Here is a 22,324-nt window from a genome sequence, read left to right on the forward strand (position 1 = left end):
GTGCGGCCACTGGCCTCATCGCAGGCAAGCCAGCTCCCACACTTGAAATGCATTCCAAAGGTGGGAGCTGGCTTGCCTGCGATAGCGGTGGTGCAGCCCAAAAAGAGCTAAACCTGCTCCATCATCCACTTCACAAACTCACGCACCTTGGGCACCTCCGCCGAATGCTCGGGATACGCCAGGTAATACGCATCCTGGCTGGGCATCGCATGCTGCCAGGGAATCACCAGCTTGCCCTCGGCCAGCTCTTCCTCCACCAGAAAGCGCGGCAACAAGGCCACGCCACAGCCGACCTGCGCCGCCCGAATGCACATATAAAAGGTATCAAAACGCGGCCCGTGGTAGCTGTGCTCGGTCTGGTAGCCCTGGCTGGCGAACCAGTCATGCCAGCCTTGCGGTCGCGAGGCGTTTTGCAGCAGCACCAGGTTGCTCAGTTGCGTGGGGTCGGTGAATGGCTGCGCAGGCAAGCTCTCTGGCGCACACACCGGCACCAACTCTTCGCTGAACAGTTTCAGGCTCTCGGTGCCCGGCCGTGAACGCTGGCCGAAGTAGAAAGCCATGTCGGCCTTGCCTTGCAACAGTTCGTCCGGCTCCTGCTCGTTGCACAGGTCCAGGTGGATCTGCGGGTGACGCAAACGCCAGCCCTTGAGGCGCGGCACCAGCCAGCGCGCGCCGAACGTGTAGGGCGTGGACACGCGCAGCACTTCGGTCTCGCCGCCGTAGGAGCGCAGGTAGTGGGTGGACATCTCCACTTGCGTGAGGATTTTGCGCACTTCCACCAGGTACAAATCCCCTGCCGGGGTCATCTGCAAGCGGCGGCGCACCCGGCGAAACAATAGGTGTTGGAGCAATTCTTCCAGCTGCGCGACCTGCTTGCTCACCGCGCTTTGCGTGAGGTTCAGTTCCTCGGCAGCGCGGGTGAAGCTCAGGTGGCGGGTGGCGGCTTCGAAACACTGCAGGGCGGTGATCGAGGGCAAATGTCTTTTATTCAGCACGGCACGCCTCTTTTTATTCTTTGCATGAGTAAACGGAATGATATCTCGCCTAATCGTCGTTTGTTGGCAAGTCTTGGGCCAGCTACAAATAAGGTCTGGATCGCCGTGTCTGTGGCGGCGCGAATTTTCTGTTTGAGTTTGAAGGAGTGACCCATGGTTGCCGCATTGCTTGACCGTCTCGGGGTAAACCCGGCGCTGTACCAGTCGGGTAAACAGCCCGTGCATTCGCCGATTGATGGCAGCCGTATCGGCAGTGTGCACTGGGAAGGTGCCGCTGAAGTGGAGCAGCAGGTCAGTCGCGCCGAGCATGCATTCGAGGCCTGGCGCAAGGTGCCGGCACCGCGTCGCGGCGAGCTGGTGCGCCAGTTCGGCGATGTATTGCGCGAATATAAAGCCGACCTGGGCGAGTTGGTGTCGTGGGAGGCCGGCAAGATCACCCAGGAAGGTTTGGGTGAAGTGCAGGAGATGATCGACATCTGCGACTTCGCCGTGGGCCTGTCCCGCCAGTTGTACGGCTTGACCATCGCCTCCGAGCGCCCAGGCCACCACATGCGTGAAACCTGGCACCCGCTGGGTGTGGTCGGCGTGATCAGCGCCTTCAACTTCCCGGTCGCCGTGTGGGCGTGGAACACCACGCTGGCGCTGGTGTGCGGCAACGCGGTGATCTGGAAACCCTCGGAAAAGACCCCGCTGACCGCCTTGGCCTGCCAGGCATTGTTCGAGCGCGTACTGAAGAAGTTCGACGGCGCCCCCGACTACCTCAGCCAAGTGATCATTGGCGGCCGTGACGCCGGTGCGGCGCTGGTGGATGACCCGCGCGTTGCGCTGATCAGCGCCACCGGCAGCACGCGCATGGGCCGCGAAGTGGCGCCGAAAGTCGCCGCACGTTTCGCCCGCAGCATCCTTGAGCTGGGCGGCAACAACGCGATGATCCTCGGCCCAAGCGCCGACCTCGACATGGCCGTGCGCGCCATTCTGTTCAGCGCCGTCGGCACTGCCGGCCAGCGTTGCACCACCTTGCGCCGTTTAATCGCCCATGAGTCGGTCAAGGAAGAAATCGTTACCCGTCTCAAAGCCGCCTATTCCAAAGTGCGCATCGGCCACCCGCTGGAAGGCAACCTGATCGGCCCGCTGATCGACAAGCACGGCTTCGAGAACATGCAGGACGCCCTGGAGCAAGCCTTGAGCGAAGGCGGCAAGGTGTTCGGCGGCAAGCGCCAGCTGGAAGACAAGTTCCCGAATGCCTACTACGTGTCGCCGGCCATTGTGGAGATGCCCGAGCAAAGTGACGTGGTGTGTACCGAAACCTTCGCGCCGATTCTGTATGTGGTTGGCTACAGCGACTTCACCGAAGCCTTGCGCCTGAATAACGCCGTGCCGCAAGGCCTGTCCTCGTGCATCTTCACCACCGACGTGCGTGAAGCCGAGCAGTTCATGTCGGCGGTGGGCAGTGACTGCGGCATCGCCAACGTCAACATCGGCCCGAGCGGCGCGGAGATTGGTGGCGCGTTTGGTGGTGAGAAAGAGACCGGTGGTGGGCGTGAGTCGGGTTCGGATGCATGGCGCGGGTATATGCGTCGCCAGACCAATACCGTGAACTACTCGTTGGAGCTGCCCTTGGCCCAAGGCATCACCTTCGACTGATCCCCCAAGTCGAAGTGGGATCAATGTGGGAGCTGGCTTGCCTGCGATAGCGGTGGTGGCTGATACACCGCTATCGCAGGCAAGCCAGCTCCCACATTTGGTCTCATTTGCAATTCAGAACAATAGTTGTTTGTTGGGTCTCATCGGAGTCTGGCAATGGCACTACGCGAAACATGTTTATGGGAACAACTCACCCCAGGCCGGCCCGATCGCGCCGCGCTCAAGGGCGAGGTCAAGGTTGATGTGTGCGTGATCGGTGCCGGTATCACCGGCTTGTCGGCCGCCATTCATTTGCTGGAACAAGGTAAAAGCGTCGCCGTGCTGGAGGCTCATCGCACCGGCCATGGCGGTTCGGGGCGTAACGTCGGGCTGGTCAACGCCGGTATGTGGATCCCGCCGGACGAGATCGAAGCCGGTTTTGGCGAGGCGGTGGGCAGTCAGCTCAACCGCATGCTGGGCGCGGCACCGTCGCTGGTGTTCAGCCTGATCGACAAATACAAGATTGATTGCCAACTGCGCCGTGAGGGCACCTTGCACATGGCGCATAACGCCCGTGGCGAGGCGGATTTGCGCAGTCGCGAAGAGCAATGGAAACGCCGTGGCGCCCCCGTCGAGTTGCTCACGGGCCAGGCGTGTGAACAGGCCACCGGGACCAAAAAGATCGCCGCCGCCCTGCTGGACCGGCGCGCTGGCACCTTGAACCCAATGGCCTACACCAGTGGCCTGGCGAATGCCGCCGTGGGGCTTGGCGGGCAACTGTTCGATCATTCGCCAGTCACTCAGCTTGAACGCCAAGGTGCAGTCTGGTCGGTGCAGACCACCCAAGGTTCAGTGCAGGCGGCGCAAGTGGTGATCGCCTCCAACGCCTATACCGAAGGTGAATGGACTGAGCTGCGGCGCAACTTTTTCCCCGGCTATTACTACCAGGTCGCCTCGGCACCGCTGACGGACGACGCCGCCAAACAGATCCTCCCCGGCGGGCAGGGCTCGTGGGACACACGCCAGGTGTTAAGCAGCATCCGCCGCGACGCGGATGGCCGCTTGTTGCTCGGCAGCCTGGGCAATGGCAACCAGAAACCGACGTGGTTCCTTAAGGCGTGGGCCGATCGGGTGCAGCAGCATTACTTCCCGTACCTCAAATCGGTGCAGTGGGAATGCACTTGGACCGGCTGCATCGCCTTCACCCCGGACCACCTGATGCGCCTGTTCGAGCCGGCCCCCGGTCTGGTCGCCGTCACCGGTTATAACGGCCGCGGCGTGACCACGGGCAGTGTGGTGGGCAAGGCCTTTGCCGACTACTTATGTCACCAGGATCCACAGGCGTTGCCGATCCCGTTTGCGCCGATGCAACCGCTGGCCGGGGTGGGCCTGCGCAGTTGCCTGTATGAAGCGGGGTTCTCGCTGTATCACGCCGGGCAATGCCTGCGGATCGTGGTCTGATCAGCGAAATACCTGTCAAAAGCCTGCATCTTCTTAGCAGGCTACTAATCTGTATTGGTGCAAGTCGTAGCAATCACGCACTGTAAATGTGCAGTTCCGTTACGCACATTGTTACAGCTGTAGGAACTGTCGTTTAGGCATCCGGTTGCAGGTGCGACCTGCCAGGGTTGTACTTTTTGGATCCATTGGTTGCACCTTTCGATGCTAGACGGTTGCACGTACTGGCAAAGGGAGTCGGAACGCCTGTAATAACAATGACACCGTGTCTTTTTGAAGAATAAAAAAGTAATGGCACGCGCCTTGCTCTGGGCTTTCCTGTGAAAGTTTGACGCGAATTCGTAGTGCCAATAAACAAAAACCTCGGAGCACCACTCATGTCCCAGACGTTTTACAAGAAAGGTTTTCTGGCCCTCGCCGTTGCAGCGGCGTTGGGTGTTTCTGCGTTTGTTCAAGCTGATGTGAAGATTGGCGTGGCAGGCCCGATGACGGGCGCCAACGCAGCTTTCGGTGAGCAGTACATGAAGGGTGCCCAAGCGGCAGCCGATGTTATCAACAAGGCCGGTGGCATCAACGGCGAGCAGATCAAACTGGTTGCCGGTGATGACGCCTGTGAGCCCAAGCAAGCCGTGGCCGTGGCCAACCGCCTGGCCGACCAGGACAAAGTGATCGGCGTGGTCGGGCACTTCTGCTCCTCCAACACCATCCCGGCGTCAGAGGTGTACGACGAAGCGGGCATCATCATGATCACTCCGGGTTCCACCAACCCGCAGGTTACCGAGCGTGGCCTGAGTGCCGTATTCCGTATGTGTGGCCGTGACGACCAGCAAGGCATCGTGGCCGGCGACTACATCGTCGACGTGCTCAAAGGCAAAAAAGTAGCGGTCATCAACGACAAGGACACCTACGGCAAAGGCCTGGCCGACGCCACCGCTGCCCAGTTGACCAAGCGCGGCGTCAAGCCGGTGCTGGAAGAAGGCCTGACCCGTGGCGAGAAAGACTTCAGCGCGCTGGTCACCAAAATCCGCTCCACTGGTGCGGACGTCGTGTACTTCGGCGGCCTGCACCCGGAAGCCGGCCCACTGGTCCGCCAGATTCGTGAAGCCGGCCTCAAGGACGTCAAGTTCATGTCCGATGATGGTGTCGTGACCGACGAACTGGTGGCCACCGCTGGCGGCAAGCAATACGTGGATGGTGTGTACATGACTTTCGGCGCCGACCCGCGCCTGCTGCCAGACAGCAAAACCGTGGTGGAAGAGTTCCGTAAAAACGGCACTGAGCCAGAAGGCTACACCCTGTACGCCTACGCCTCGATCCAGGCCCTGGCGGCTGGCTTCAACGGCTCCAAATCCAACAAAGGCGAAGACGCCGCCAAGTGGCTCAAGGCTCACCCGGTGAAAACCGTCATGGGCGAAAAAGCCTGGGATACCAAGGGCGACCTGAAAATCTCCGACTACGTGGTTTACCAGTGGGATAAAGACGGCAAATACCACCAGTTGGAAAAGCAGAAGTAAGAACAAGCACCACGGAACCCATGTAGGAGCGGGCTTGTTGTGGGAGCTGGCTCCCACACAGGGCCCCGCTCCCACAGGGAGTGGTGTTGATATCGATATCTGTCTTTTCCTCCAGAAGCGCCGCGCACTCAACCGTGTGCAGGTGCTCACCGCGTGAGATTGCGTTATGGATGGTATTTTCCTGCAGCAACTGGTCAACGGCCTGACCCTCGGGTCGGTCTACGGCCTGATCGCCATCGGCTACACAATGGTCTATGGCATCATTGGCATGATCAACTTCGCCCACGGCGAGGTTTATATGATTTCCGCTTACCTCGCGGCGATCAGTCTGGCACTGCTGGCTTACTTCGGCATCGAATCCTTCCCGCTGCTCATTCTCGGCACTCTGATCTTCACCGTGGTCGTCACCGGCGTGTACGGTTGGGTCATCGAGCGTGTCGCCTACAAACCGCTGCGCAACTCCACCCGACTGGCACCGCTGATCAGCGCCATCGGTATCTCCCTGATCCTGCAAAACTATGCGCAGATCGCTCAGGGCGCGAAACAACAAGGCATTCCAACCCTGCTGGCCGGCGCCTGGCGCGTCGATATCGGCACGGGCTTCGTGCAGTTGACCTACACCAAGGTGTTTATCCTGGTGGCCGCGTTTCTCGGCATGGGCCTGCTGACCTACATCATCAAATACACCAAGCTCGGCCGCATGTGCCGCGCCACCCAGCAAGACCGCAAGATGGCCTCGATCCTGGGCATCAACACCGACCGCGTGATCTCCTACGTGTTCGTCATTGGTGCCGCCATGGCCGCCCTGGCCGGCGTGCTGATCACCCTCAACTACGGCACCTTCGACTTCTATGCCGGCTTCATCATCGGCATCAAGGCATTTACCGCAGCGGTACTCGGCGGCATCGGCTCCCTGCCTGGGGCGATGTTGGGCGGGATCATCCTGGGTATTTCCGAGTCGCTGTTCTCGGGGTTGATCAACTCTGACTACAAAGACGTGTTCAGCTTCTCCCTGCTGGTGGTGATTCTGATCTTCCGTCCTCAGGGCCTGCTTGGTCGCCCACTCGTGGCTAAGGTGTAAACATGTCTGCTGCCAAATCTATCGATATCAAGAAAAGTGTGGTCGATACGGTCCTTGCCGGGCTGATTTCGTTGATCGTGTTCGGCCCGATCGTCGGCGTGGTCCTCGACGGCTATAGCTTTAACCTCGAGCCTGCGCGGGTGGCCACGTTGGTCGCCATCGTGATGGCCGGGCGCTTTGCCTTGAGCCTGTTCCTGCAAACCCCCAAGGGCGTGAAGATCCTGCAGGGTTTCGAGAGCAGTGGCTCCGGCGTGCACGTGTTGCCGCCGGACTACAAATCGCGGCTGCGCTGGATCATCCCGGCACTGATCGTGATCGCGATCGTGTTCCCGATCTTCGCCAACAAGTACCTGCTGACCGTGGTGATTCTCGGGCTGATCTACGTGTTGCTCGGCCTTGGCCTGAACATCGTGGTGGGCCTGGCCGGTTTGCTCGACCTGGGTTACGTGGCGTTCTACGCCATCGGCGCCTACGGCCTGGCGCTCGGTTATCAATACCTGGGCCTGGGCTTCTGGAGTGTGTTGCCCCTGGCGGCCATCGCTGCCGCGCTGGCGGGCTGCATACTCGGGTTCCCGGTGTTGCGAATGCACGGTGACTACCTCGCCATCGTGACCCTGGGCTTTGGTGAAATCATCCGCCTGGTGCTCAACAACTGGCTGTCGTTCACCGGTGGCCCCAACGGTATGCCGGTGCCTTCGCCGACTTTTCTCGGCCTGGAGTTCGGGCGCAAGGCCAAGGATGGCGGGATTCCGTTCCACGAGTTCTTCGGCATCGATTACAACCCCAACATCAAGTTCATGTTCATCTACATCGTGCTGTTCCTGGTGGTGCTGGCCGTGCTGTACATCAAGCACCGCCTGACCCGCATGCCAGTGGGCCGCGCCTGGGAAGCCTTGCGCGAAGATGAAATCGCCTGCCGTTCCATGGGCCTGAACCATGTACTGGTCAAGCTTTCGGCGTTCACCATCGGGGCCTCGACTGCGGGGCTGGCCGGGGTGTTCTTTGCCAGCTATCAGGGCTTCGTCAACCCGTCGTCGTTTACCTTCTTCGAGTCTGCGCTGATCCTGGCCATCGTGGTGTTGGGCGGCATGGGCTCGACAGTCGGTGTGGTGATTGCGGCGTTCGTCTTGACCGTCGCGCCGGAGTTGCTGCGCAGCTTCTCCGAGTACCGTGTGCTGCTGTTTGGCGTGTTGATGGTGGTGATGATGATTTGGCGGCCACGCGGGCTGATCCGCATCAGCCGAACCGGTGTGACCCCACGTAAAGGAGTGGCGCCATGAGCAAAGAAGTCGTCCTCTCAGTGGAACACCTGATGATGCACTTCGGTGGCATCAAGGCCTTGAGCGATGTGAGCCTCAAGGTCAAACGCAACTCGATCTTCGCCCTGATCGGCCCCAACGGCGCGGGCAAGACCACGGTGTTCAACTGCCTCACCGGCTTCTACAAAGCCAGCGGCGGCAAGATCGAACTGAACATTCGTGGCAAGCAGACCAACGTGATCCAGTTGCTCGGCGAACGCTTCAAGGCCGTCGACTTTGTATCGCCAAAAAGCTTCTTCAGCCGCGTGTACTACAAAATGTTCGGCGGCACCCACCTGGTCAACCGCGCAGGGTTGGCGCGGACCTTCCAGAACATTCGCCTGTTCAAGGAAATGTCGGTACTGGAAAACCTGCTGGTGGCCCAGCACATGTGGGTCAACCGCAACATGCTGGCGGGCATCCTCAACACCAAGGGCTACCGCAAGGCCGAAAGCGATGCTCTCGACCACGCCTTCTATTGGCTGGAAGTGGTGGACCTGGTCGACTGCGCCAACCGCCTGGCCGGTGAGCTTTCCTACGGCCAGCAACGCCGCCTGGAAATCGCCCGCGCCATGTGCACCCGGCCGCAGATCATCTGCCTGGACGAACCGGCAGCGGGCCTCAACCCGCAGGAAACCGAAGCCCTCAGCGCGATGATTCGCCTGCTGCGCGACGAACACGACCTGACAGTGGTGCTGATCGAACACGACATGGGCATGGTGATGAGTATTTCCGACCACATCGTGGTGCTCGACCACGGCAACGTGATCGCCGAAGGCGGCCCGGACGCGATCCGCAACGACCCGAAAGTGATTGCCGCCTACCTGGGCGCAGACGAAGAGGAGCTGGTATGAGTGCACCTATCCTCGAAATGAAGGACCTGGACGTGTTTTACGGCCCGATCCAGGCCCTGAAAAAAGTCTCGATGCACATTAACGAAGGCGAAACCGTGAGCCTGATCGGCTCCAACGGCGCGGGTAAATCCACGCTGCTGATGTCGATTTTCGGCCAGCCGCGCGCCGAGTCCGGGCAAATTCTGTACAACGGCGTCGACATTACCCACAAGTCGTCCCACTACATCGCCTCCAACGGCATTGCGCAGTCGCCGGAAGGGCGGCGGGTGTTCCCCGACATGACCGTCGAGGAAAACCTGCTGATGGGCACCATCCCGATTGGCGACAAGTATGCGCAGGAAGACATGCAGCGCATGTTCGAGCTGTTCCCGCGGCTCAAGGAGCGGCGCACCCAGCGCGCAATGACCATGTCCGGTGGTGAGCAGCAAATGCTCGCCATCGCCCGCGCGCTGATGAGCCGGCCCAAACTGCTGTTGCTGGACGAACCGAGCCTGGGCCTGGCGCCCATTGTGGTGAAGCAGATCTTTTCCACACTGCGCGAGCTGGCCGCCACCGGGATGACTATCTTCCTGGTGGAACAGAACGCCAACCACGCGCTGCGCCTGTCGGACCGGGCCTATGTGATGGTCAACGGCGAGATTCGCCTGACGGGCACCGGCAAGGAATTGCTGGTGAATGAGGAAGTGCGCAACGCCTACCTCGGCGGGCATTGATCTAAAGGCCTGACGCAATAACCCCATGTGGGAACCGGCTCTCTGTGGGAGCTGGCTTGCCTGCGATGCAAGCACCTCGGTCTTTCAGGTAGACCGAGGAGATGCCATCGCAGGCAAGCCAGCTCCCACATGAAACGGTTCCCACAGGTATTTTTGGGGTGTTTTCAGTGCTCCCGCCAAATTGTGGAAAACAAATCCAGCCCACCTCCAAAGCGCGACATATAGCCGCCGCAAATCCCTGTTTTGTCACAGTTTTGACTTGTCCCCATCCGCTGTGGAACCGGCTGTGGGTAACGTGGGAGTAGCTGGCTGCAAGCCTTTAAAACCGTGGCTTGCAGCGTGGTGGTTGTTTATTGATCAGCCGGTTTTTGCTGGCCTGCCGAGGGCTTTGTCAACCTGTTTAAAGACACAGGTATATGACTGATTTATGTCGGAACAGCCTGTGGATAAGTCTGTGACTAAACTCTGGAAAGACGGCCGCAGAGGCCGGAATGACTGGCCTGGAGCCATCGTTCGGATTTTCCCTCTTGCCATTGGGCTACATACGCCTTGGCCAAGGTCAAGCAAAAAACTTTCTGAAATCGCCTGCAAGCCTTGTATAGAGCGGCTTGGCGCTTTTTACACTTGCCCCCAAAGACTGTGGGCGCAGTTGTGGATAACCTGCGTGCATATGGCTGCACGCCACGTTCTATAAGGCTTTGCCTGAAGTGATCAAAAAACAACCAGCCGTGTATGAAGTTATGCGCTTAGCGGTTGCTGCAATCGCGGCGTAAGGGCATTCTGCTGGCTGTTTTTTTTCCGATGCCCGCAAGGAGAACACCATGTCCGACACGCTGTTTATTACTGGCGCCACCTCTGGTTTTGGCGAAGCTTGCGCCCGTCGTTTTGCCGACGCTGGCTGGAAACTGGTGCTTACCGGCCGTCGTGCTGACCGTTTGAATGCCTTGGTCGAAGAGCTTTCCAAGCAGACCGAAGTGCATGGCCTGGTGGTGGACGTGCGTGACCGCAAGGGTATGGAGGAGGCCATCGCCAACCTGCCGCCGTCGTTCGCCAAGTTGCGCGGGCTGATCAACAACGCCGGCCTGGCCGTGGGCACCGACCCTGCGCCCAAGTGCAGCCTCGACGATTGGGAAACCATGGTCGACACCAACATCAAGGGCCTGCTGACCACCACCAACCTGCTGTTGCCGCGCCTGATCGCCCATGGCCGTGGCGCCGGCATCATCAACCTGGGGTCCATCGCCGGCAACTACCCGTACCCGGGCAGCCACGTGTATGGCGGCTCCAAGGCGTTCGTGAAGCAGTTCTCGCTGAACCTGCGTTGCGACCTGCAAGGCACCGGCGTGCGCGTGACCAACATCGAGCCAGGCCTGTGTGAGAGCGAGTTCTCGCTGGTGCGCTTTGGCGGTGACCAGGCGCGTTATGACGCGACCTATGCCGGTGCCGAGCCGATCCAGCCGCAGGACATTGCCGACACGATCTTCTGGGTGATGAATACCCCGGCGCACGTGAACATCAACCGGTTGGAGCTGATGCCGGTGAGCCAGACCTGGGCTGGGTTTGCGATTGAGCGTGGGGCCAAGTAAGGCTTAAGACCGCGTTGCGTCCTTCGCAGGCAAGCCAGCTCCCACACTTGACCGAGTTCCTGCATGAGAATGCGGCCGAATGTGGGAGCTGGCTTGCCTGCGATGGCGTCAAATCGGCCAAAACAGGACATAAGGTACACTCCACTCCTGAAAACCCCTCCGCACTGTGCGGTTTAAAGGTTTTGACGGGAGGAAATGTGAGTAACCGAGGTGAGCAGGCACTGCTCAAACAATCGACGATTCTGATGTTCGCGGTCGCGATCGCCGGGATTGTCACGGGTGTGATATCTGGCGCCCAGTCCATTCTATTCGACGGCTTTTTCTCGCTGATCGCCACCGCCATCAAGGTGCTGATGCTGATCACGGCCAAGCTGATCGCCAAGAAAAGCAACGAGCGTTTCCAGTTCGGCTACTGGCACCTGGAACCGATGGTGCTGCTGATCGAAGGCAGCTTCCTGTTGTTGATCGCGATCTACGCGTTTCTCAACGGTGTGTTCGGCATCATCAATGGCGGGCGTGAGATTGAGTTGGGACTGGTGATCGTCTACGCGGCAGTGTTTACCGTGGTCGAGTTTGCCTACTTCTTCTACGTGCGCTATCGCAATCGCAAGCTCAAATCTTCACTGATCCAGTTCGACAACATCAGTTGGCTGGTGGACGCGATGCTGTCGGTGGGCTTGCTGATCAGCTTCCTCGCTGCGCTGTTGCTCAAGTCCCAGGGCTATGGCGAGTGGGCGGTGTATGTCGACCCATTGATCCTGATTCTGCTGGCCCTGAGCATGCTGGCGCCGGCGTTCAAGATCCTGCGCCCGGCGTTGCGTGAGGTGCTGGGCATTGCCCCGGACCACTTGGATGACAAAGTGCGCGAAGTGATGGATGCCGCCCAGGCCAAGCACGGTTTTGATGATTACGTGTCTTACGTGCAAAAGCACGGGCGGGCGCGGTTTATCGAGATTCATGTGGTGTTGCCGGCCAATTACCCGGTAGATAACGTGGCGACGCTTGATGGGCTGCGCGAGGAGATATCCACAGGGTTGGGTACGCCGGATGCGGCGCGCTGGCTGACGATCAGTTTTACTGGGGATCGCAAGTGGATTGCATGACAGTCAGGTAGACCGCTATCGCAGGCAAGCCAGCTCCCACATTTGACTGTGTTCACACATCAAAATGTGGGAGCTGGCTTGCCTGCGATGAGGCACTAAAGCTCAACCCAGATGCTGGATCAGCCCCTGATAGCAAGTCGCCAAGTGATACGGCGTAGTCGACGGCATATCCCGCCGGCTCACCGCCCCCTTGGCATCCAGGCATTCATGCCAGCCTTTCTCATGCAAAAAGTTCTGCTGCAGCGCCAGCAATTGGCGTTGCAACACCGCTTCACTGCCCGGCCGCAAGGTCAGCGCCCGCAGGTATTCAGCCTGTGCCCAGATCCGTTGCGTGCCGTCGCGCACGCTGCCATCCAGCGCGAGCATGCCGCTGACCGCGCCACTTAACTTATCCACACCCTTAAGCTCTGCATAGGCAAATGCCCGCGTCAGCGAGGCATGCAAGGGTGTGCCGCGCAGTACCTCTGAAGAGTCGAGCAAAAAGAACCACTCGAACTGGTGTCCCGGCTCAAACCAGTTATCCACAGCGCCCAGCGGTTTTTCCATCATCACGCCGTGCTGGCGGTCGATGAAGCGCTTCTGCAGGGCGGTGGCGAGGTCCAGCAACGCATCCTGGGTGATCGCGTCTTCACGCACGGCCAGGGTGGCGAGGAAACCTTCGGCCAGGTGCATCAGTGGGTTTTGCAGTGGGCCGGACTTGAGCGATGACCAGTTGCGCTCCAATACGGCTTCGTACAGGCCGTCGCCGGTGGCGAAACGTTCGGCGACCACGGCCAGGGCCGCATCGAGTACCGACTCCACCAACGGCTCGCGGACTTTGGCCCAATAGTGGGCGCAGGCGAAGATGATGAAAGCGTGGGTGTAGAGGTCTTTGCGCTTGTCCAGCGGTTTGCCGTGGGCGTCGATGCTGTAAAACCAACCGCCGTGTTCGGCATCATGAAAATGCCGTTGCAGCGAACGAAACAGCGCCGCTGCACGCTCTTCGGCAAACGCTGCACCCGGCTCGCCGATCAGGCTGGCGAACAGGTACAACTGCCGGGCGCAGGCCATGGCGCGGTAGCGTTGCGGGGGCAATGGCTGGTGATTGGCGTCCACGGCCTCGTAGGGCAACGCCAACTCGGCGTTCCAGCCTGGGCCTTGCCACAATGGCACGATCAGGGTGTGGAAGTGCGTAAGCACGGCATTCAAGGAAGGTTGGGAAGCGATGGGCATCGGCTGGCGTCGTCACGGCAGAGGTGTAGGCGCGCATGGTAGCAGGCTTGAGTTCTGTGGTGTTTGTGCCACCGCCATCGCAGGCAAGCCAGCTCCCACCTTTGGATCTGTGAACACAGTCAAAGGTGGGAGCTGGCTTGCCTGCGATGGTGCCCTCAGCAGCGCCGCCAATCAGCCCGCCAGCAACCAAACCCCGGTTGCCGCCGAAGCTGCCCCGGCAACCCGTACCAGCGGCGCCGCAGCAGCTGGCAGGAAACGCACCACCGCATACCCGGCAGCATGCAGCGCCGCCGTCGCGGCCACAAAGCCGGCCGCATACGCCCACGGGCTGGACATGTCAGGCAGCTCCAGGCCGTGCGCCACACCGTGGAACAACGCAAACAACGCCGTCGCCGCCACCGCCACAAACAACGGCGGCCGCACTGCCAGCGCTACCGCCAAGCCCAGCGCCAGTACCGAGGCAGCAATCCCGCTTTCCAGCGCCGGCAGTTCCAGGCCTTCAAAGCCGAGCAGGCCGCCCACCAGCATGGTGCCGACAAACGCGCAAGGCAGTGCCCAGCGCGCCTTGCCTTGTTGCTGCGCGGCCCACAACCCGACCGCGACCATGGCCAGTAAATGATCAATACCGCCCAATGGGTGGCTGATACCGGCCACCAGACCATTATCGCCATGCCCGGGGTGAGCGAAGGCAAGGGCCGGTGCCAGCAGCAGGGCGGCGGTTGCAAGAATTTTGTTGAGTCCCATACAGGCTCCTTTTGGGGGTGTGATCAGGCTGCAGTCAGCAAACCCTGACGTTCGATAAAGGCGACGATTTCATCCAGGCCGATGCCGGTTTTCTGGTTGCTGAACACAAAGGGCTTACCGTTGCGCATGCGTGTGGTGTCGCTGTTCATCAGTTCCAGCGAGGCGCCGACCAGGGGCGCCAGGTCGATCTTGTTGATGACCAGCAAGTCGGATTTGCAAATACCGGGCCCGCCCTTGCGCGGCAGCTTGTCACCGGCAGACACGTCGATCACGTAGATGGTCAGGTCTGACAGTTCCGGGCTGAACGTGGCCGACAAGTTGTCGCCGCCAGACTCCACCAGGATCAGGTCCAGGCCGGGGAAGCGGCGGTTGAGTTGGTCCACCGCTTCGAGGTTGATCGAGGCATCTTCACGAATCGCCGTGTGCGGGCAGCCGCCGGTTTCCACGCCGATGATGCGCTCGGGCGCCAGTGCCTGGTTGCGCACCAGAAAATCCGCGTCTTCGCGGGTGTAGATATCGTTGGTGACCACCGCCAGGTTGTAGCGGTCGCGCAGCGCCAGGCACAGCGCCAGGGTCAGGGCGGTCTTGCCGGAGCCCACTGGGCCGCCGATGCCGACACGCAAAGGTTGTGTGTTCATGTAGGTCTCCTAGGAACGGAACAGGCGGCTGTATTGGCGCTCATGGGCCATACACGCCAGGGACAGGCCGAACGCGGCGCTGCCGAAATGGGGAGGGTCGATGCGTGCCGCGTCCTGCTGGGCTTGTTGCAACAGGGGCAGCAATTGGCTGGTCAGGCGTTGGGCGGCTTGCTGGCCCAGCGGCAGGGTTTTCATCAGCACCGCCAATTGGTTTTCCAGCCAGCTCCACAGCCACGCGGCCAGGGCGTCATCGGGGTTGATGTGCCAGGCGCGGGCGGCCAAAGCCCAGCCCAGGGCCAGGTGGGGTTCATCACGTTGGGCCAGAAAGTGGCGCGCGGCGTCGTCCAGCTCCGGTAAACCGTTGAGCAGCTGTTGCAGGGAATAGCCCATCTGGCGACTTTCCTGATACAGCTCGCGGGTCTCGCGGCTGGCGCGGTGCTCTTCGCACAGCTGCGCCAAATGCGGCCAATCCTGTTCGGCGGCGGCGTGGCAATGGGCGAGCAACAGCGGCGCTTCAAAACGGGCGAGGTTGAGCAGCAACTGGTCGCTGATCCAGCGCCGGGCACTGGCTGCATCATTGACGCGGCCGTTCTCCACCGCCATCTCCAGGCCTTGGGAATAGCTGTAGCCACCAATCGGCAATTGCGGACTGGCCAGACGCAACAGCGCCCAGGCTGGGTTCATAGACGCACGCCGAACTGGTGCAGTTTGGGCGGGTAATTGAAGTCTTCATCGCCATGACGCGAATGATGATGGCCACCGCCATAGGCACCGTGTTCCGGCTGGAACGGAGCCTCGAGGGTTTGCGTGGTGGCGCCGAGCTGTTCGAGCATGGCTTTGAGTACGTAGTCATCGAGCAGGCGCAGCCAGCCGTCGCCGACTTGCAAGGCCACATGGCGGTTGCCGAGGTGATACGCCGCGCGGGTCAGTTCAAAGGCGTTGCTGCAGGTCACGTGCAGCAGCTGTTCAGGGCGGGCGACCACGCGTACCACGCGCCCGTCTTCCGCTTGCAGGCATTCGCCATCGTGCAGCGGCGGCTGGCCACGCTCCAGAAACAGGCCGACGTCTTCGCCGTCGGCACTGAAACAGCGCAGGCGGCTTTTGCTGCGGGCTTCGAAGTTCAGCAGCAGTTCGGCGGCCCAGAGGGCTTGGGGGGCGATTCGGCGGTGGATCACCAGCATCAGGAGGCTTCCAGCTATGAGCGATAAATGAGCTAGAGCAAGGGGCTTGCCAACCGTGTGTATGGGCGGGAAATCCCTGTAGGCAAGCACGGACATGCCACCGAATAGGGCGTCAGCCAATGGCTGTCGCGCTTCAAATTGGTGCGCTATTGGATTTATAGCACTGGATGGGGGCGCTTTTCGTTGAGAACCGTTGCGTGAAGGATGAAATTTCCTTCATCTGTTTCGCACTGGATTTTTCTAGGATTTGTCCTACGTGATTGAAGGATTTGCCGTTCAAAAAGTTACGCGCTGTTTCATTACGATGTGCGCCGTGTTTAATCCACTGCGACGCCGATCATGTTCAAAGTATTTTTGGTTTCACTTATTCTCAGCTTGTCCTGCTCCGTCATACCGGCCTCGGCCAATTTAAAAGCGCCTGTGGCCTTCGAACCCTCCGCCACCATCGACAACGTGATCGATCGTGCCCATGAGCTGCTCGGCACGCCGTATAAAAGCGGCGGTACCAAGGTTAACCAGGGGTTTGATTGCAGCAGCTTCCTGGTCTACCTGTTCAAGACCGAAGCCAATATCCGCCTGCCGCGCACCACCACAGAAATGCATCGATCAAGCGCTGCGACCGTTAAGCGCGAGGCCCTCAAGCCCGGCGACGCGGTATTTTTCAAAGGCAATGGGCGCGGCCAGGTCAGCCATGTCGGCCTTTATATCGGCAAGGGCAAATTCATCCACTCGCCCAGTACCGGCAAACGCGTGCGTATCGATTCATTGAGCAACAGCTACTGGAAAAAGCACTACACCACCGCCAAGCGCTTCCACACGGCGGGCTGACCGGGCTTATTCGGTGCTGCCCAGCCCTTGCCAATGCTTGAGGCCGATAAAGATAAAGCGCAGTTGCTGGGTGATTTTCGCCTGGGGCGTAAGGTGGGCAGGCAGGGCCTGGGCCGGTGGATCGATGATGTCGGGCAGGGTGGCGAACACACTCTTGACGATCAGGTCGGCCATCACATGTAAGCCGTCGGCATCCAGGTGCTGGAGCTTGGGCATCAACGTAAGGTCGGCAGCCAAGTCGCTGGTGATGTCTTCACGCAGCGCACCGATGGCTTGGCGCACGGCCAGGCAGCCACCGTATTGCTCGCGGGCCAGGAACAGGAATTGTGAACGGTTGGCTGAAACCACGTCCAGAAAGATCCGCACGGAGGCATCAATGATGCCGCCCATCACGAACTCGTTGTGACGGACCAGGCGAATGGTGGCGCGAAAGGTCTGACCGACTTCACTGACCAGCACGAGCCCCAGCTGGTCCATATCCTCAAAGTGACGATAGAACCCGGTCGGCACAATCCCGGCGGTCTTGGCCACTTCGCGCAGGCTCAGGCTGCCGAACCCACGGCCACACTCCATCAGATGGCGGGCTGCGTCCATCAAGGCGAGGCGGGTCTGTTGCTTCTGTTCGGCGCGGGGCAGCATCGGCGGGCGGGCTTTGTCGGCAAGTACAGCGACGCACTCTAGCAAAACAGCTTCAGCTACGTCGAACTTGGCGGGGTGTTGGGGTGTGATGCAGTTCAGATAAGCGTCAGATAAAAGCAAAAGCCCGATCTTCAGATCGGGCTTTTTTCTCGGCCACCACGGGGTTAGCTCTGTGCTTGATGCAGTTCTTGCAGACGGTCAGCACCGCCTTCAACAACGCCTTCGGTGTAAGCGCGTTTGTGGGCTTGCTCAGCACCGCCTTCTACCAGGCCTTTTTGTTCCAGGCGATCACGGCCACCTTCAGCAACGCCTTCGGTGTAAGCACGTTTGTTGGCTTGTTCAGCGCCACCTTCTACCAGGCCTTTCTCTTCCAGGCGGTTGCGACCGTTTTCAGCAACGGCGCCTTTGGCGTAGTCACGGTTTTCGTCTTCTTGCGAACCGCTGCGGGCCAGGGTCTGGCTCGACTGAACGGCTTGAGCTTTGTTCTGTGGGGTAGCTTGTTCAGCGGCTGGCAGGGCAAATGCGCTGGAAGCCAGGACCGACAGCAGAACAGTAGCGAGTATTTGGCGTTTCATGATGGGTTGCTCCTTGGGAGGGCGATAAAGTGGGTACAGGGCTAATGTTACTCTCGAGAAGTCGATATAAAAGTTCATAAACACAATGGTAATAATCAACAGAATTGATTGTTCCCCGCAGAGGCTCTAGAACGCGCCTCTCAAGCCCGCGCTTTTGCACCGTGATGGGTATTTTCGACACGAACCTGGGTAACAATGGTGCGCTGTCGATGATGAAAACTGTCTGGTCGATCAGGAATGTGGCTTTTTGCGACTAAATCGCTGATCGGGTTAAACCCCCCGGCGGTTTGCCAGTCGTAGCCTTATAAGCTTTAGTTTTGCTATCTGTGTTGAGGAGTCCTGTGCAATGACGCGCACTCGTAAAATCGTGGTTTGGAGCTGCGCCAGCTTCGCTGTGTTAATCGCTATCGTGGTCTTGGTGCTGGTGTTCTTTGATTGGAACCGCATCAAGCCGCCGCTCAATGCCAAGGTCTCCGAAGAATTGCATCGCCCGTTTGCCATTAATGGCAACCTCGCCGTGGTGTGGGCGCGCGAGGCCGATGAAGGCGGTTGGCGTGCCTGGGTGCCGTGGCCGCACGTGATTGCCGAAGACCTGACCCTGGGCAACCCGGACTGGTCAAAAAAACCGCAGATGGTCACGCTCAAACGCGTTGAGCTGCGCATCTCGCCCCTGGCGCTGTTGGCTCAGCGCGTGGTGATCCCGCGTATCGACCTCACCGAGCCAAGCGCCGACTTGCAGCGCCTTGCCGACGGTCGCGCCAACTGGACCTTCAAGTTCGACCCCAAAGACCCCAACGCCGAGCCTTCCAGCTGGGTGGTGGACATCGGCTCCATCGGCTTCGACAAGGGCCACGTGACCCTCGACGACCAAACCCTCAAGACCCAGTTGGATGTGATCATCGACCTGCTTGGCAAGCCGATTCCCTTCGGTGAAATCGTCGGCGACGCGGATGCCAAGAAGGCCCTGGAAAAAGGTTCGGCGCCGCAGGACTACGCATTCGGCCTCAAGGTCAAAGGCCAGTACCACGGCCAGAAACTCGATGGCACCGGCAAGATAGGCGGGCTATTAGCCTTGCAGGACGCGGCCAAGCCGTTCCCGCTGCAAGCGCAAGTGAAAATCGCCGACACCAGCATCGCACTGGCCGGCACCCTGACCGATCCGCTGAACCTGGGTGCCCTGGACCTGCGGTTGAAACTGTCCGGTAGTAGCCTGGGCAACCTTTACCCGCTGACCGGCGTGACGCTGCCCGATTCTCCGGCCTATTCCACCGACGGCCATCTGATCGCCAAGCTGCATGAGGCCAGCGGCGCGTCATTCACCTATGAAAACTTCAACGGCAAGATCGGCAACAGTGATATCCACGGCAACCTCAGCTACGTCGCCAGCCAGCCACGCCCCAAGCTCAGCGGTACGCTGGTGTCCAACCAACTGCTGATGACCGACCTTGCACCGTTGATCGGTGCCGACTCCAACGCTAAACAGAAGGCCCGTGGTGGCGAGAGCAAGCAACCGGCGACCAAAGTGCTGCCGGTGGAAGAGTTCCGCACCGAGCGCTGGCGCGACATGGACGCCGACGTGGAATTCACCGGCAAACGTATCGTGCACAGCGCCGACTTGCCGTTCACCGACCTCTACACCCACTTGGTTCTCAACGATGGCGAGCTGAGCCTGCAACCCCTGCGCTTTGGCGTGGCGGGTGGCAAGCTGGATGCGCAGATTCGCTTGAACGGGCGCATCACGCCAATGGAAGGCCGTGCCAGGTTGACTGCACGCAACTTCAAGCTCAAACAGTTGTTCCCGACGTTCGAACCGATGAAGACCAGCTTTGGTGAGCTCAACGGCGACGCTGATATTTCCGGGCGCGGCAACTCCGTGGCGGCCTTGTTGGGCACCTCCAACGGTGACCTGAAAATGCTGATCAATGACGGCGCCATCAGCCGCGGCCTGATGGAAATTGCCGGGCTCAACGTGGGCAACTACGTGGTGGGCCGCTTGTTTGGCGACAAGGAAGTGAAGATCAACTGCGCGGCGGCAGACTTTGGCATCAAGACGGGTTTGGCGACGACGCGGCTGTTTGTGTTCGATACCGAGAACGCGATTATCTATATCGATGGCACGGCGAACATGGCGACCGAGCAGTTGGACTTGACCATCACGCCAGAGTCCAAGGGCTTTCGCTTGTTCTCCCTGCGTTCACCGTTGTACGTCAATGGCCCGTTTATCAAGCCTAATGCGGGTGTAAAGGCCGTGCCGCTGATGTTGCGGGGTGCCGGCATGGTCGCGCTGGGTGTGATCGCCGGCCCGGCTGCCGGGTTGCTGGCGTTGGTCGCTCCGAGCGGGGATGAGCCCAACCAGTGCGCACCGTTGCTGCAACAGATGAAGGAAGGCAAGGCGCCGAAAACCGTTAAGTAAGGCGTCCGCTCCTAGAGGGGATGTGACGCAGAGCGTCACTGGATGCATTCCCACGCGGAGCGTGGGAACGATCAGGACCCGGCGCAAAAAATGTGGGAGCTGGCTTGCCTGCGATAGCGCTGTAACAGTCGATACAGGCACTGACTGTTAGATTGCTATCGCGGGCAAGCCCGCTCCCACATGGGGTTCAGCGGTGAAGCGCGTTACAGGTCCTGCAGAATATCCGCCATGTCATCGGCGTGTTCTTCTTCCTGGGCCAGGATATCTTCGAAGATTCGACGTGTAGTCGGGTCTTTATCACCGATGTACTGGATGATTTCGCGATAGCTGTCCACCGCGATCCGTTCGGCCACCAGGTCTTCGTAGACCATTTCCTTCAGGGTATTGCCGGCCACGTATTGGGCGTGGGAGTTCTTCGACAGCAGGTCGGGGTTGAACTCCGGCTCACCGCCCAACTGCACGATGCGTTCGGCCAGTTTGTCGGCGTGTTCGGCTTCCTGGGTGGCGTGCTCCAGGAACTCATCGGCCGCGACACTGGCTTTCAGGCCGCTGGCCATGAAGTAGTGACGCTTGTAGCGCAACACGCAGACCAGTTCAGTGGCCAGCGACTCGTTGAGCAGGCGAATAATTTCCTCACGGTCGGCGTCGTAGCCTTCGGTCACGGCACCGTTCTCGACGTGCTGGCGGGCGCGGCTGCGCAGGGTTGCAACGTCGGTCAAGTTTGCTTGGGTCATCTCAATCTCCTGGTGCTAATCCGGTTTTGCGCCACGCTCTGTCGGCGTGATCACTCCAAGTTGTGAGTCCCGGGCAGCGCAAAAAGTTTTATCGGATTTCACACCGCCTGACCGGACACTTCTAAACGGCACAGTCATGGGGCAGTCATGTCGGGTGGTCTAGGATGGCGTTATCGCTTCCCCTACCAGGATGTCCGCCCTATGCCCGATTCCCTCGCCACGCGTTACCCCCTGGTGCTGGTACCCGGCATGCTGGGCTTTGTGCGCGTAGGCTTTTTCCCTTACTGGTACGGGATTGTCCCGGCGCTGCGGGCGGGTGGGGCGCAGGTATTTGCCGTTCAGGTGGCGCCGCTGGATTCCAGCGAGGTGCGTGGCGAGCAGTTGCTGGTACACATTGCGCAGATTCGTCGCGAGACCGGCGCCGACAAGGTCAACCTGATCGGCCATAGCCAGGGCGCGCTCACCGCGCGTTATGCCGCCGCCAGGCGCCCGGAGTGGGTGGCGTCAGTGACGTCGGTGGCTGGCCCCAACCATGGCTCGGAGCTGGCGGACCATATCCACGCCCATTACCCGGCTGACAGCGTGAAAGGCAGGCTCATGAGCGCGGTGTTTCACCTGGTTGCCTGGGTGATGGGCCTGCTGGAAACCGGCTATCGCGGCCCGCGCTTCAAGGCCGATTTGCAGGCCTCGCACCAATCCCTGACCCGTGACGGTGTGGCCTTGTTTAACCGCCAGTATCCCCAAGGGCTGCCCGAAACCTGGGGCGGGCAGGGCGCCGAGGTGGTCAATGGCGTGCGTTATTACTCGTGGTCCGGCACCTTGCAGCCGGGCAAGACCGATCGTGGGCGCAACCTGCTGGACGGCACGAATCGCAGTTGCCGGTTGTTCGCCCGCAGCTTTGTGCGCGAGAAGGGCCAGTGTGACGGCATGGTCGGGCGCTACAGCTCGCACCTGGGCACGGTCATCGGCGATGACTACGCCCTGGATCACTTCGATATCGTCAACCAATCCTTGGGGTTGGTGGGCAAGGGCGCCGAGCCGATCCGGTTGTTTGTCGAGCATGCGCGGCGGCTGAAGGCGGCTGGGGTTTAACCGGGAGACCGGGTTATCGTTCGTCGCAGGCAAGCCAGCTCCC

The 22,324-nt window shown here is 60.2% G+C and carries 21 protein-coding genes; 12 read left to right on the forward strand and 9 right to left on the reverse strand.

The genetic code is table 11. The annotated features are described in order from the left end of the window. Nucleotides 1-107: 107 nt before the first annotated feature. On the reverse strand, nucleotides 108-995 hold the full coding sequence (locus HBO23_RS26235; RefSeq protein ID WP_017138440.1) for a LysR family transcriptional regulator: 888 nt from the start codon (nucleotides 993-995) through the stop codon (nucleotides 108-110). Nucleotides 996-1,148: 153 nt separating this feature from the next. On the opposite strand from HBO23_RS26235, the gene HBO23_RS26240 reads away from it, so the two are divergent. The 9 genes from HBO23_RS26240 (at nucleotide 1,149) to HBO23_RS26280 (ending at nucleotide 12,225) form a co-directional block, all read left to right on the forward strand. Beyond that, complete coding sequence (locus HBO23_RS26240) at nucleotides 1,149-2,639, forward strand: aldehyde dehydrogenase family protein (RefSeq protein ID WP_017138439.1); 1,491 nt, start codon at nucleotides 1,149-1,151, stop codon at nucleotides 2,637-2,639. Between the two features lie 156 nt (nucleotides 2,640-2,795). Beyond that, entirely contained in the window at nucleotides 2,796-4,079 is a 1,284-nt protein-coding gene (locus HBO23_RS26245) for an FAD-binding oxidoreductase (RefSeq protein ID WP_170040304.1), read from the forward strand. Between the two features lie 374 nt (nucleotides 4,080-4,453). Further along, entirely contained in the window at nucleotides 4,454-5,590 is a 1,137-nt protein-coding gene (locus HBO23_RS26250; protein ID WP_170040306.1) for a branched-chain amino acid ABC transporter substrate-binding protein, read from the forward strand. A gap of 166 nt (nucleotides 5,591-5,756) precedes the next feature. Then, a complete protein-coding gene (locus tag HBO23_RS26255; RefSeq protein WP_017136076.1) occupies nucleotides 5,757-6,671 on the forward strand; it encodes a branched-chain amino acid ABC transporter permease in 915 nt (304 codons plus the stop codon). A 2-nt stretch (nucleotides 6,672-6,673) separates the two neighbouring features. Next, nucleotides 6,674-7,951: a high-affinity branched-chain amino acid ABC transporter permease LivM gene (livM, locus tag HBO23_RS26260; protein WP_017136077.1), complete on the forward strand. Its 1,278-nt coding sequence runs from the start codon at nucleotides 6,674-6,676 to the stop codon at nucleotides 7,949-7,951. Further along, nucleotides 7,948-8,823, forward strand: coding sequence for an ATP-binding cassette domain-containing protein (locus tag HBO23_RS26265; protein ID WP_017136078.1), 876 nt, complete (start codon nucleotides 7,948-7,950; stop codon nucleotides 8,821-8,823). The genes livM and HBO23_RS26265 overlap by 4 nt, the downstream gene beginning before the upstream one ends. Then, complete coding sequence (locus HBO23_RS26270; protein WP_170040308.1) at nucleotides 8,820-9,536, forward strand: ABC transporter ATP-binding protein; 717 nt, start codon at nucleotides 8,820-8,822, stop codon at nucleotides 9,534-9,536. The genes HBO23_RS26265 and HBO23_RS26270 overlap by 4 nt, the downstream gene beginning before the upstream one ends. Before the next feature lie 821 nt (nucleotides 9,537-10,357). Beyond that, nucleotides 10,358-11,122 (forward strand): SDR family oxidoreductase, encoded by a 765-nt coding sequence (locus HBO23_RS26275; RefSeq protein WP_058422443.1) that lies wholly within the window; start codon nucleotides 10,358-10,360, stop codon nucleotides 11,120-11,122. Nucleotides 11,123-11,319: 197 nt separating this feature from the next. Next, nucleotides 11,320-12,225: a cation diffusion facilitator family transporter gene (locus HBO23_RS26280; RefSeq protein ID WP_170040310.1), complete on the forward strand. Its 906-nt coding sequence runs from the start codon at nucleotides 11,320-11,322 to the stop codon at nucleotides 12,223-12,225. A 102-nt stretch (nucleotides 12,226-12,327) separates the two neighbouring features. Here the strand turns inward: HBO23_RS26280 and HBO23_RS26285 are convergent, their stop codons facing one another. The 5 genes from HBO23_RS26285 to ureE form a co-directional block, all read right to left on the reverse strand. Further along, nucleotides 12,328-13,437, reverse strand: a complete 1,110-nt coding sequence (locus HBO23_RS26285; protein WP_170040312.1) for an AGE family epimerase/isomerase — start codon at nucleotides 13,435-13,437, stop codon at nucleotides 12,328-12,330. Nucleotides 13,438-13,608: 171 nt separating this feature from the next. Further along, nucleotides 13,609-14,181, reverse strand: coding sequence for a HupE/UreJ family protein (locus HBO23_RS26290; protein WP_017136797.1), 573 nt, complete (start codon nucleotides 14,179-14,181; stop codon nucleotides 13,609-13,611). A 23-nt stretch (nucleotides 14,182-14,204) separates the two neighbouring features. Further along, nucleotides 14,205-14,819, reverse strand: coding sequence for an urease accessory protein UreG (gene ureG, locus HBO23_RS26295; protein ID WP_017136796.1), 615 nt, complete (start codon nucleotides 14,817-14,819; stop codon nucleotides 14,205-14,207). Nucleotides 14,820-14,828: 9 nt separating this feature from the next. After that, nucleotides 14,829-15,503: an urease accessory UreF family protein gene (locus HBO23_RS26300; RefSeq protein WP_169986509.1), complete on the reverse strand. Its 675-nt coding sequence runs from the start codon at nucleotides 15,501-15,503 to the stop codon at nucleotides 14,829-14,831. Further along, complete coding sequence (ureE, locus tag HBO23_RS26305) at nucleotides 15,500-16,000, reverse strand: urease accessory protein UreE (RefSeq protein ID WP_017136794.1); 501 nt, start codon at nucleotides 15,998-16,000, stop codon at nucleotides 15,500-15,502. The genes HBO23_RS26300 and ureE overlap by 4 nt, the downstream gene beginning before the upstream one ends. 339 nt (nucleotides 16,001-16,339) lie before the next feature. On the opposite strand from ureE, the gene HBO23_RS26310 reads away from it, so the two are divergent. Continuing rightward, the gene (locus HBO23_RS26310) at nucleotides 16,340-16,828 is read left to right on the forward strand and encodes a C40 family peptidase (protein WP_170040314.1); all 489 of its coding nucleotides are present in this window, start codon (nucleotides 16,340-16,342) and stop codon (nucleotides 16,826-16,828) included. 6 nt (nucleotides 16,829-16,834) lie between these two features. Here HBO23_RS26310 and HBO23_RS26315 read toward each other — a convergent pair whose 3' ends face one another. Further along, the gene (locus tag HBO23_RS26315) at nucleotides 16,835-17,467 is read right to left on the reverse strand and encodes a TetR family transcriptional regulator (protein ID WP_017136792.1); all 633 of its coding nucleotides are present in this window, start codon (nucleotides 17,465-17,467) and stop codon (nucleotides 16,835-16,837) included. Between the two features lie 164 nt (nucleotides 17,468-17,631). Beyond that, complete coding sequence (locus tag HBO23_RS26320; protein ID WP_099548110.1) at nucleotides 17,632-18,042, reverse strand: hypothetical protein; 411 nt, start codon at nucleotides 18,040-18,042, stop codon at nucleotides 17,632-17,634. A 346-nt stretch (nucleotides 18,043-18,388) separates the two neighbouring features. Here HBO23_RS26320 and HBO23_RS26325 point away from each other — a divergent pair, with 346 nt between their 5' ends. Continuing rightward, the gene (locus HBO23_RS26325) at nucleotides 18,389-20,455 is read left to right on the forward strand and encodes an AsmA family protein (RefSeq protein ID WP_170040316.1); all 2,067 of its coding nucleotides are present in this window, start codon (nucleotides 18,389-18,391) and stop codon (nucleotides 20,453-20,455) included. Between the two features lie 203 nt (nucleotides 20,456-20,658). On the opposite strand, the gene HBO23_RS26330 is transcribed toward HBO23_RS26325, so the two are convergent. Continuing rightward, a complete protein-coding gene (locus HBO23_RS26330) occupies nucleotides 20,659-21,189 on the reverse strand; it encodes a ferritin-like domain-containing protein (protein ID WP_017136789.1) in 531 nt (176 codons plus the stop codon). Nucleotides 21,190-21,390: 201 nt separating this feature from the next. Between HBO23_RS26330 and HBO23_RS26335 the strand changes: the two genes are divergently transcribed. Further along, on the forward strand, nucleotides 21,391-22,281 hold the full coding sequence (locus HBO23_RS26335; RefSeq protein WP_170040318.1) for a triacylglycerol lipase: 891 nt from the start codon (nucleotides 21,391-21,393) through the stop codon (nucleotides 22,279-22,281). Nucleotides 22,282-22,324: the final 43 nt, after the last annotated feature.

Origin of the sequence: Pseudomonas sp. WS 5532, from assembly GCF_012985445.1 — a bacterium.
GTDB lineage: Bacteria > Pseudomonadota > Gammaproteobacteria > Pseudomonadales > Pseudomonadaceae > Aquipseudomonas > Aquipseudomonas edaphica.

What these genes read in the sequence shown, in the direction of transcription:
- HBO23_RS26315 (WP_017136792.1), bottom strand. Translation starts at nt 17,467, where the DNA reads ATGCTGCCCCGCGCCGAACAGAAGCAACAGACCCGCCTCGCCTTGATG.
- HBO23_RS26285 (WP_170040312.1), bottom strand. Translation starts at nt 13,437, where the DNA reads ATGCCCATCGCTTCCCAACCTTCCTTGAATGCCGTGCTTACGCACTTC.
- HBO23_RS26240 (WP_017138439.1), top strand. Translation starts at nt 1,149, where the DNA reads ATGGTTGCCGCATTGCTTGACCGTCTCGGGGTAAACCCGGCGCTGTAC.
- HBO23_RS26310 (WP_170040314.1), top strand. Translation starts at nt 16,340, where the DNA reads ATGTTCAAAGTATTTTTGGTTTCACTTATTCTCAGCTTGTCCTGCTCC.
- HBO23_RS26325 (WP_170040316.1), top strand. Translation starts at nt 18,389, where the DNA reads ATGACGCGCACTCGTAAAATCGTGGTTTGGAGCTGCGCCAGCTTCGCT.
- HBO23_RS26245 (WP_170040304.1), top strand. Translation starts at nt 2,796, where the DNA reads ATGGCACTACGCGAAACATGTTTATGGGAACAACTCACCCCAGGCCGG.
- ureE (WP_017136794.1), bottom strand. Translation starts at nt 16,000, where the DNA reads ATGCTGGTGATCCACCGCCGAATCGCCCCCCAAGCCCTCTGGGCCGCC.
- HBO23_RS26255 (WP_017136076.1), top strand. Translation starts at nt 5,757, where the DNA reads ATGGATGGTATTTTCCTGCAGCAACTGGTCAACGGCCTGACCCTCGGG.
- HBO23_RS26265 (WP_017136078.1), top strand. Translation starts at nt 7,948, where the DNA reads ATGAGCAAAGAAGTCGTCCTCTCAGTGGAACACCTGATGATGCACTTC.
- HBO23_RS26250 (WP_170040306.1), top strand. Translation starts at nt 4,454, where the DNA reads ATGTCCCAGACGTTTTACAAGAAAGGTTTTCTGGCCCTCGCCGTTGCA.
- HBO23_RS26275 (WP_058422443.1), top strand. Translation starts at nt 10,358, where the DNA reads ATGTCCGACACGCTGTTTATTACTGGCGCCACCTCTGGTTTTGGCGAA.
- HBO23_RS26335 (WP_170040318.1), top strand. Translation starts at nt 21,391, where the DNA reads ATGCCCGATTCCCTCGCCACGCGTTACCCCCTGGTGCTGGTACCCGGC.
- HBO23_RS26330 (WP_017136789.1), bottom strand. Translation starts at nt 21,189, where the DNA reads ATGACCCAAGCAAACTTGACCGACGTTGCAACCCTGCGCAGCCGCGCC.
- HBO23_RS26300 (WP_169986509.1), bottom strand. Translation starts at nt 15,503, where the DNA reads ATGAACCCAGCCTGGGCGCTGTTGCGTCTGGCCAGTCCGCAATTGCCG.
- HBO23_RS26270 (WP_170040308.1), top strand. Translation starts at nt 8,820, where the DNA reads ATGAGTGCACCTATCCTCGAAATGAAGGACCTGGACGTGTTTTACGGC.
- HBO23_RS26320 (WP_099548110.1), bottom strand. Translation starts at nt 18,042, where the DNA reads ATGAAACGCCAAATACTCGCTACTGTTCTGCTGTCGGTCCTGGCTTCC.
- HBO23_RS26290 (WP_017136797.1), bottom strand. Translation starts at nt 14,181, where the DNA reads ATGGGACTCAACAAAATTCTTGCAACCGCCGCCCTGCTGCTGGCACCG.
- livM (WP_017136077.1), top strand. Translation starts at nt 6,674, where the DNA reads ATGTCTGCTGCCAAATCTATCGATATCAAGAAAAGTGTGGTCGATACG.
- ureG (WP_017136796.1), bottom strand. Translation starts at nt 14,819, where the DNA reads ATGAACACACAACCTTTGCGTGTCGGCATCGGCGGCCCAGTGGGCTCC.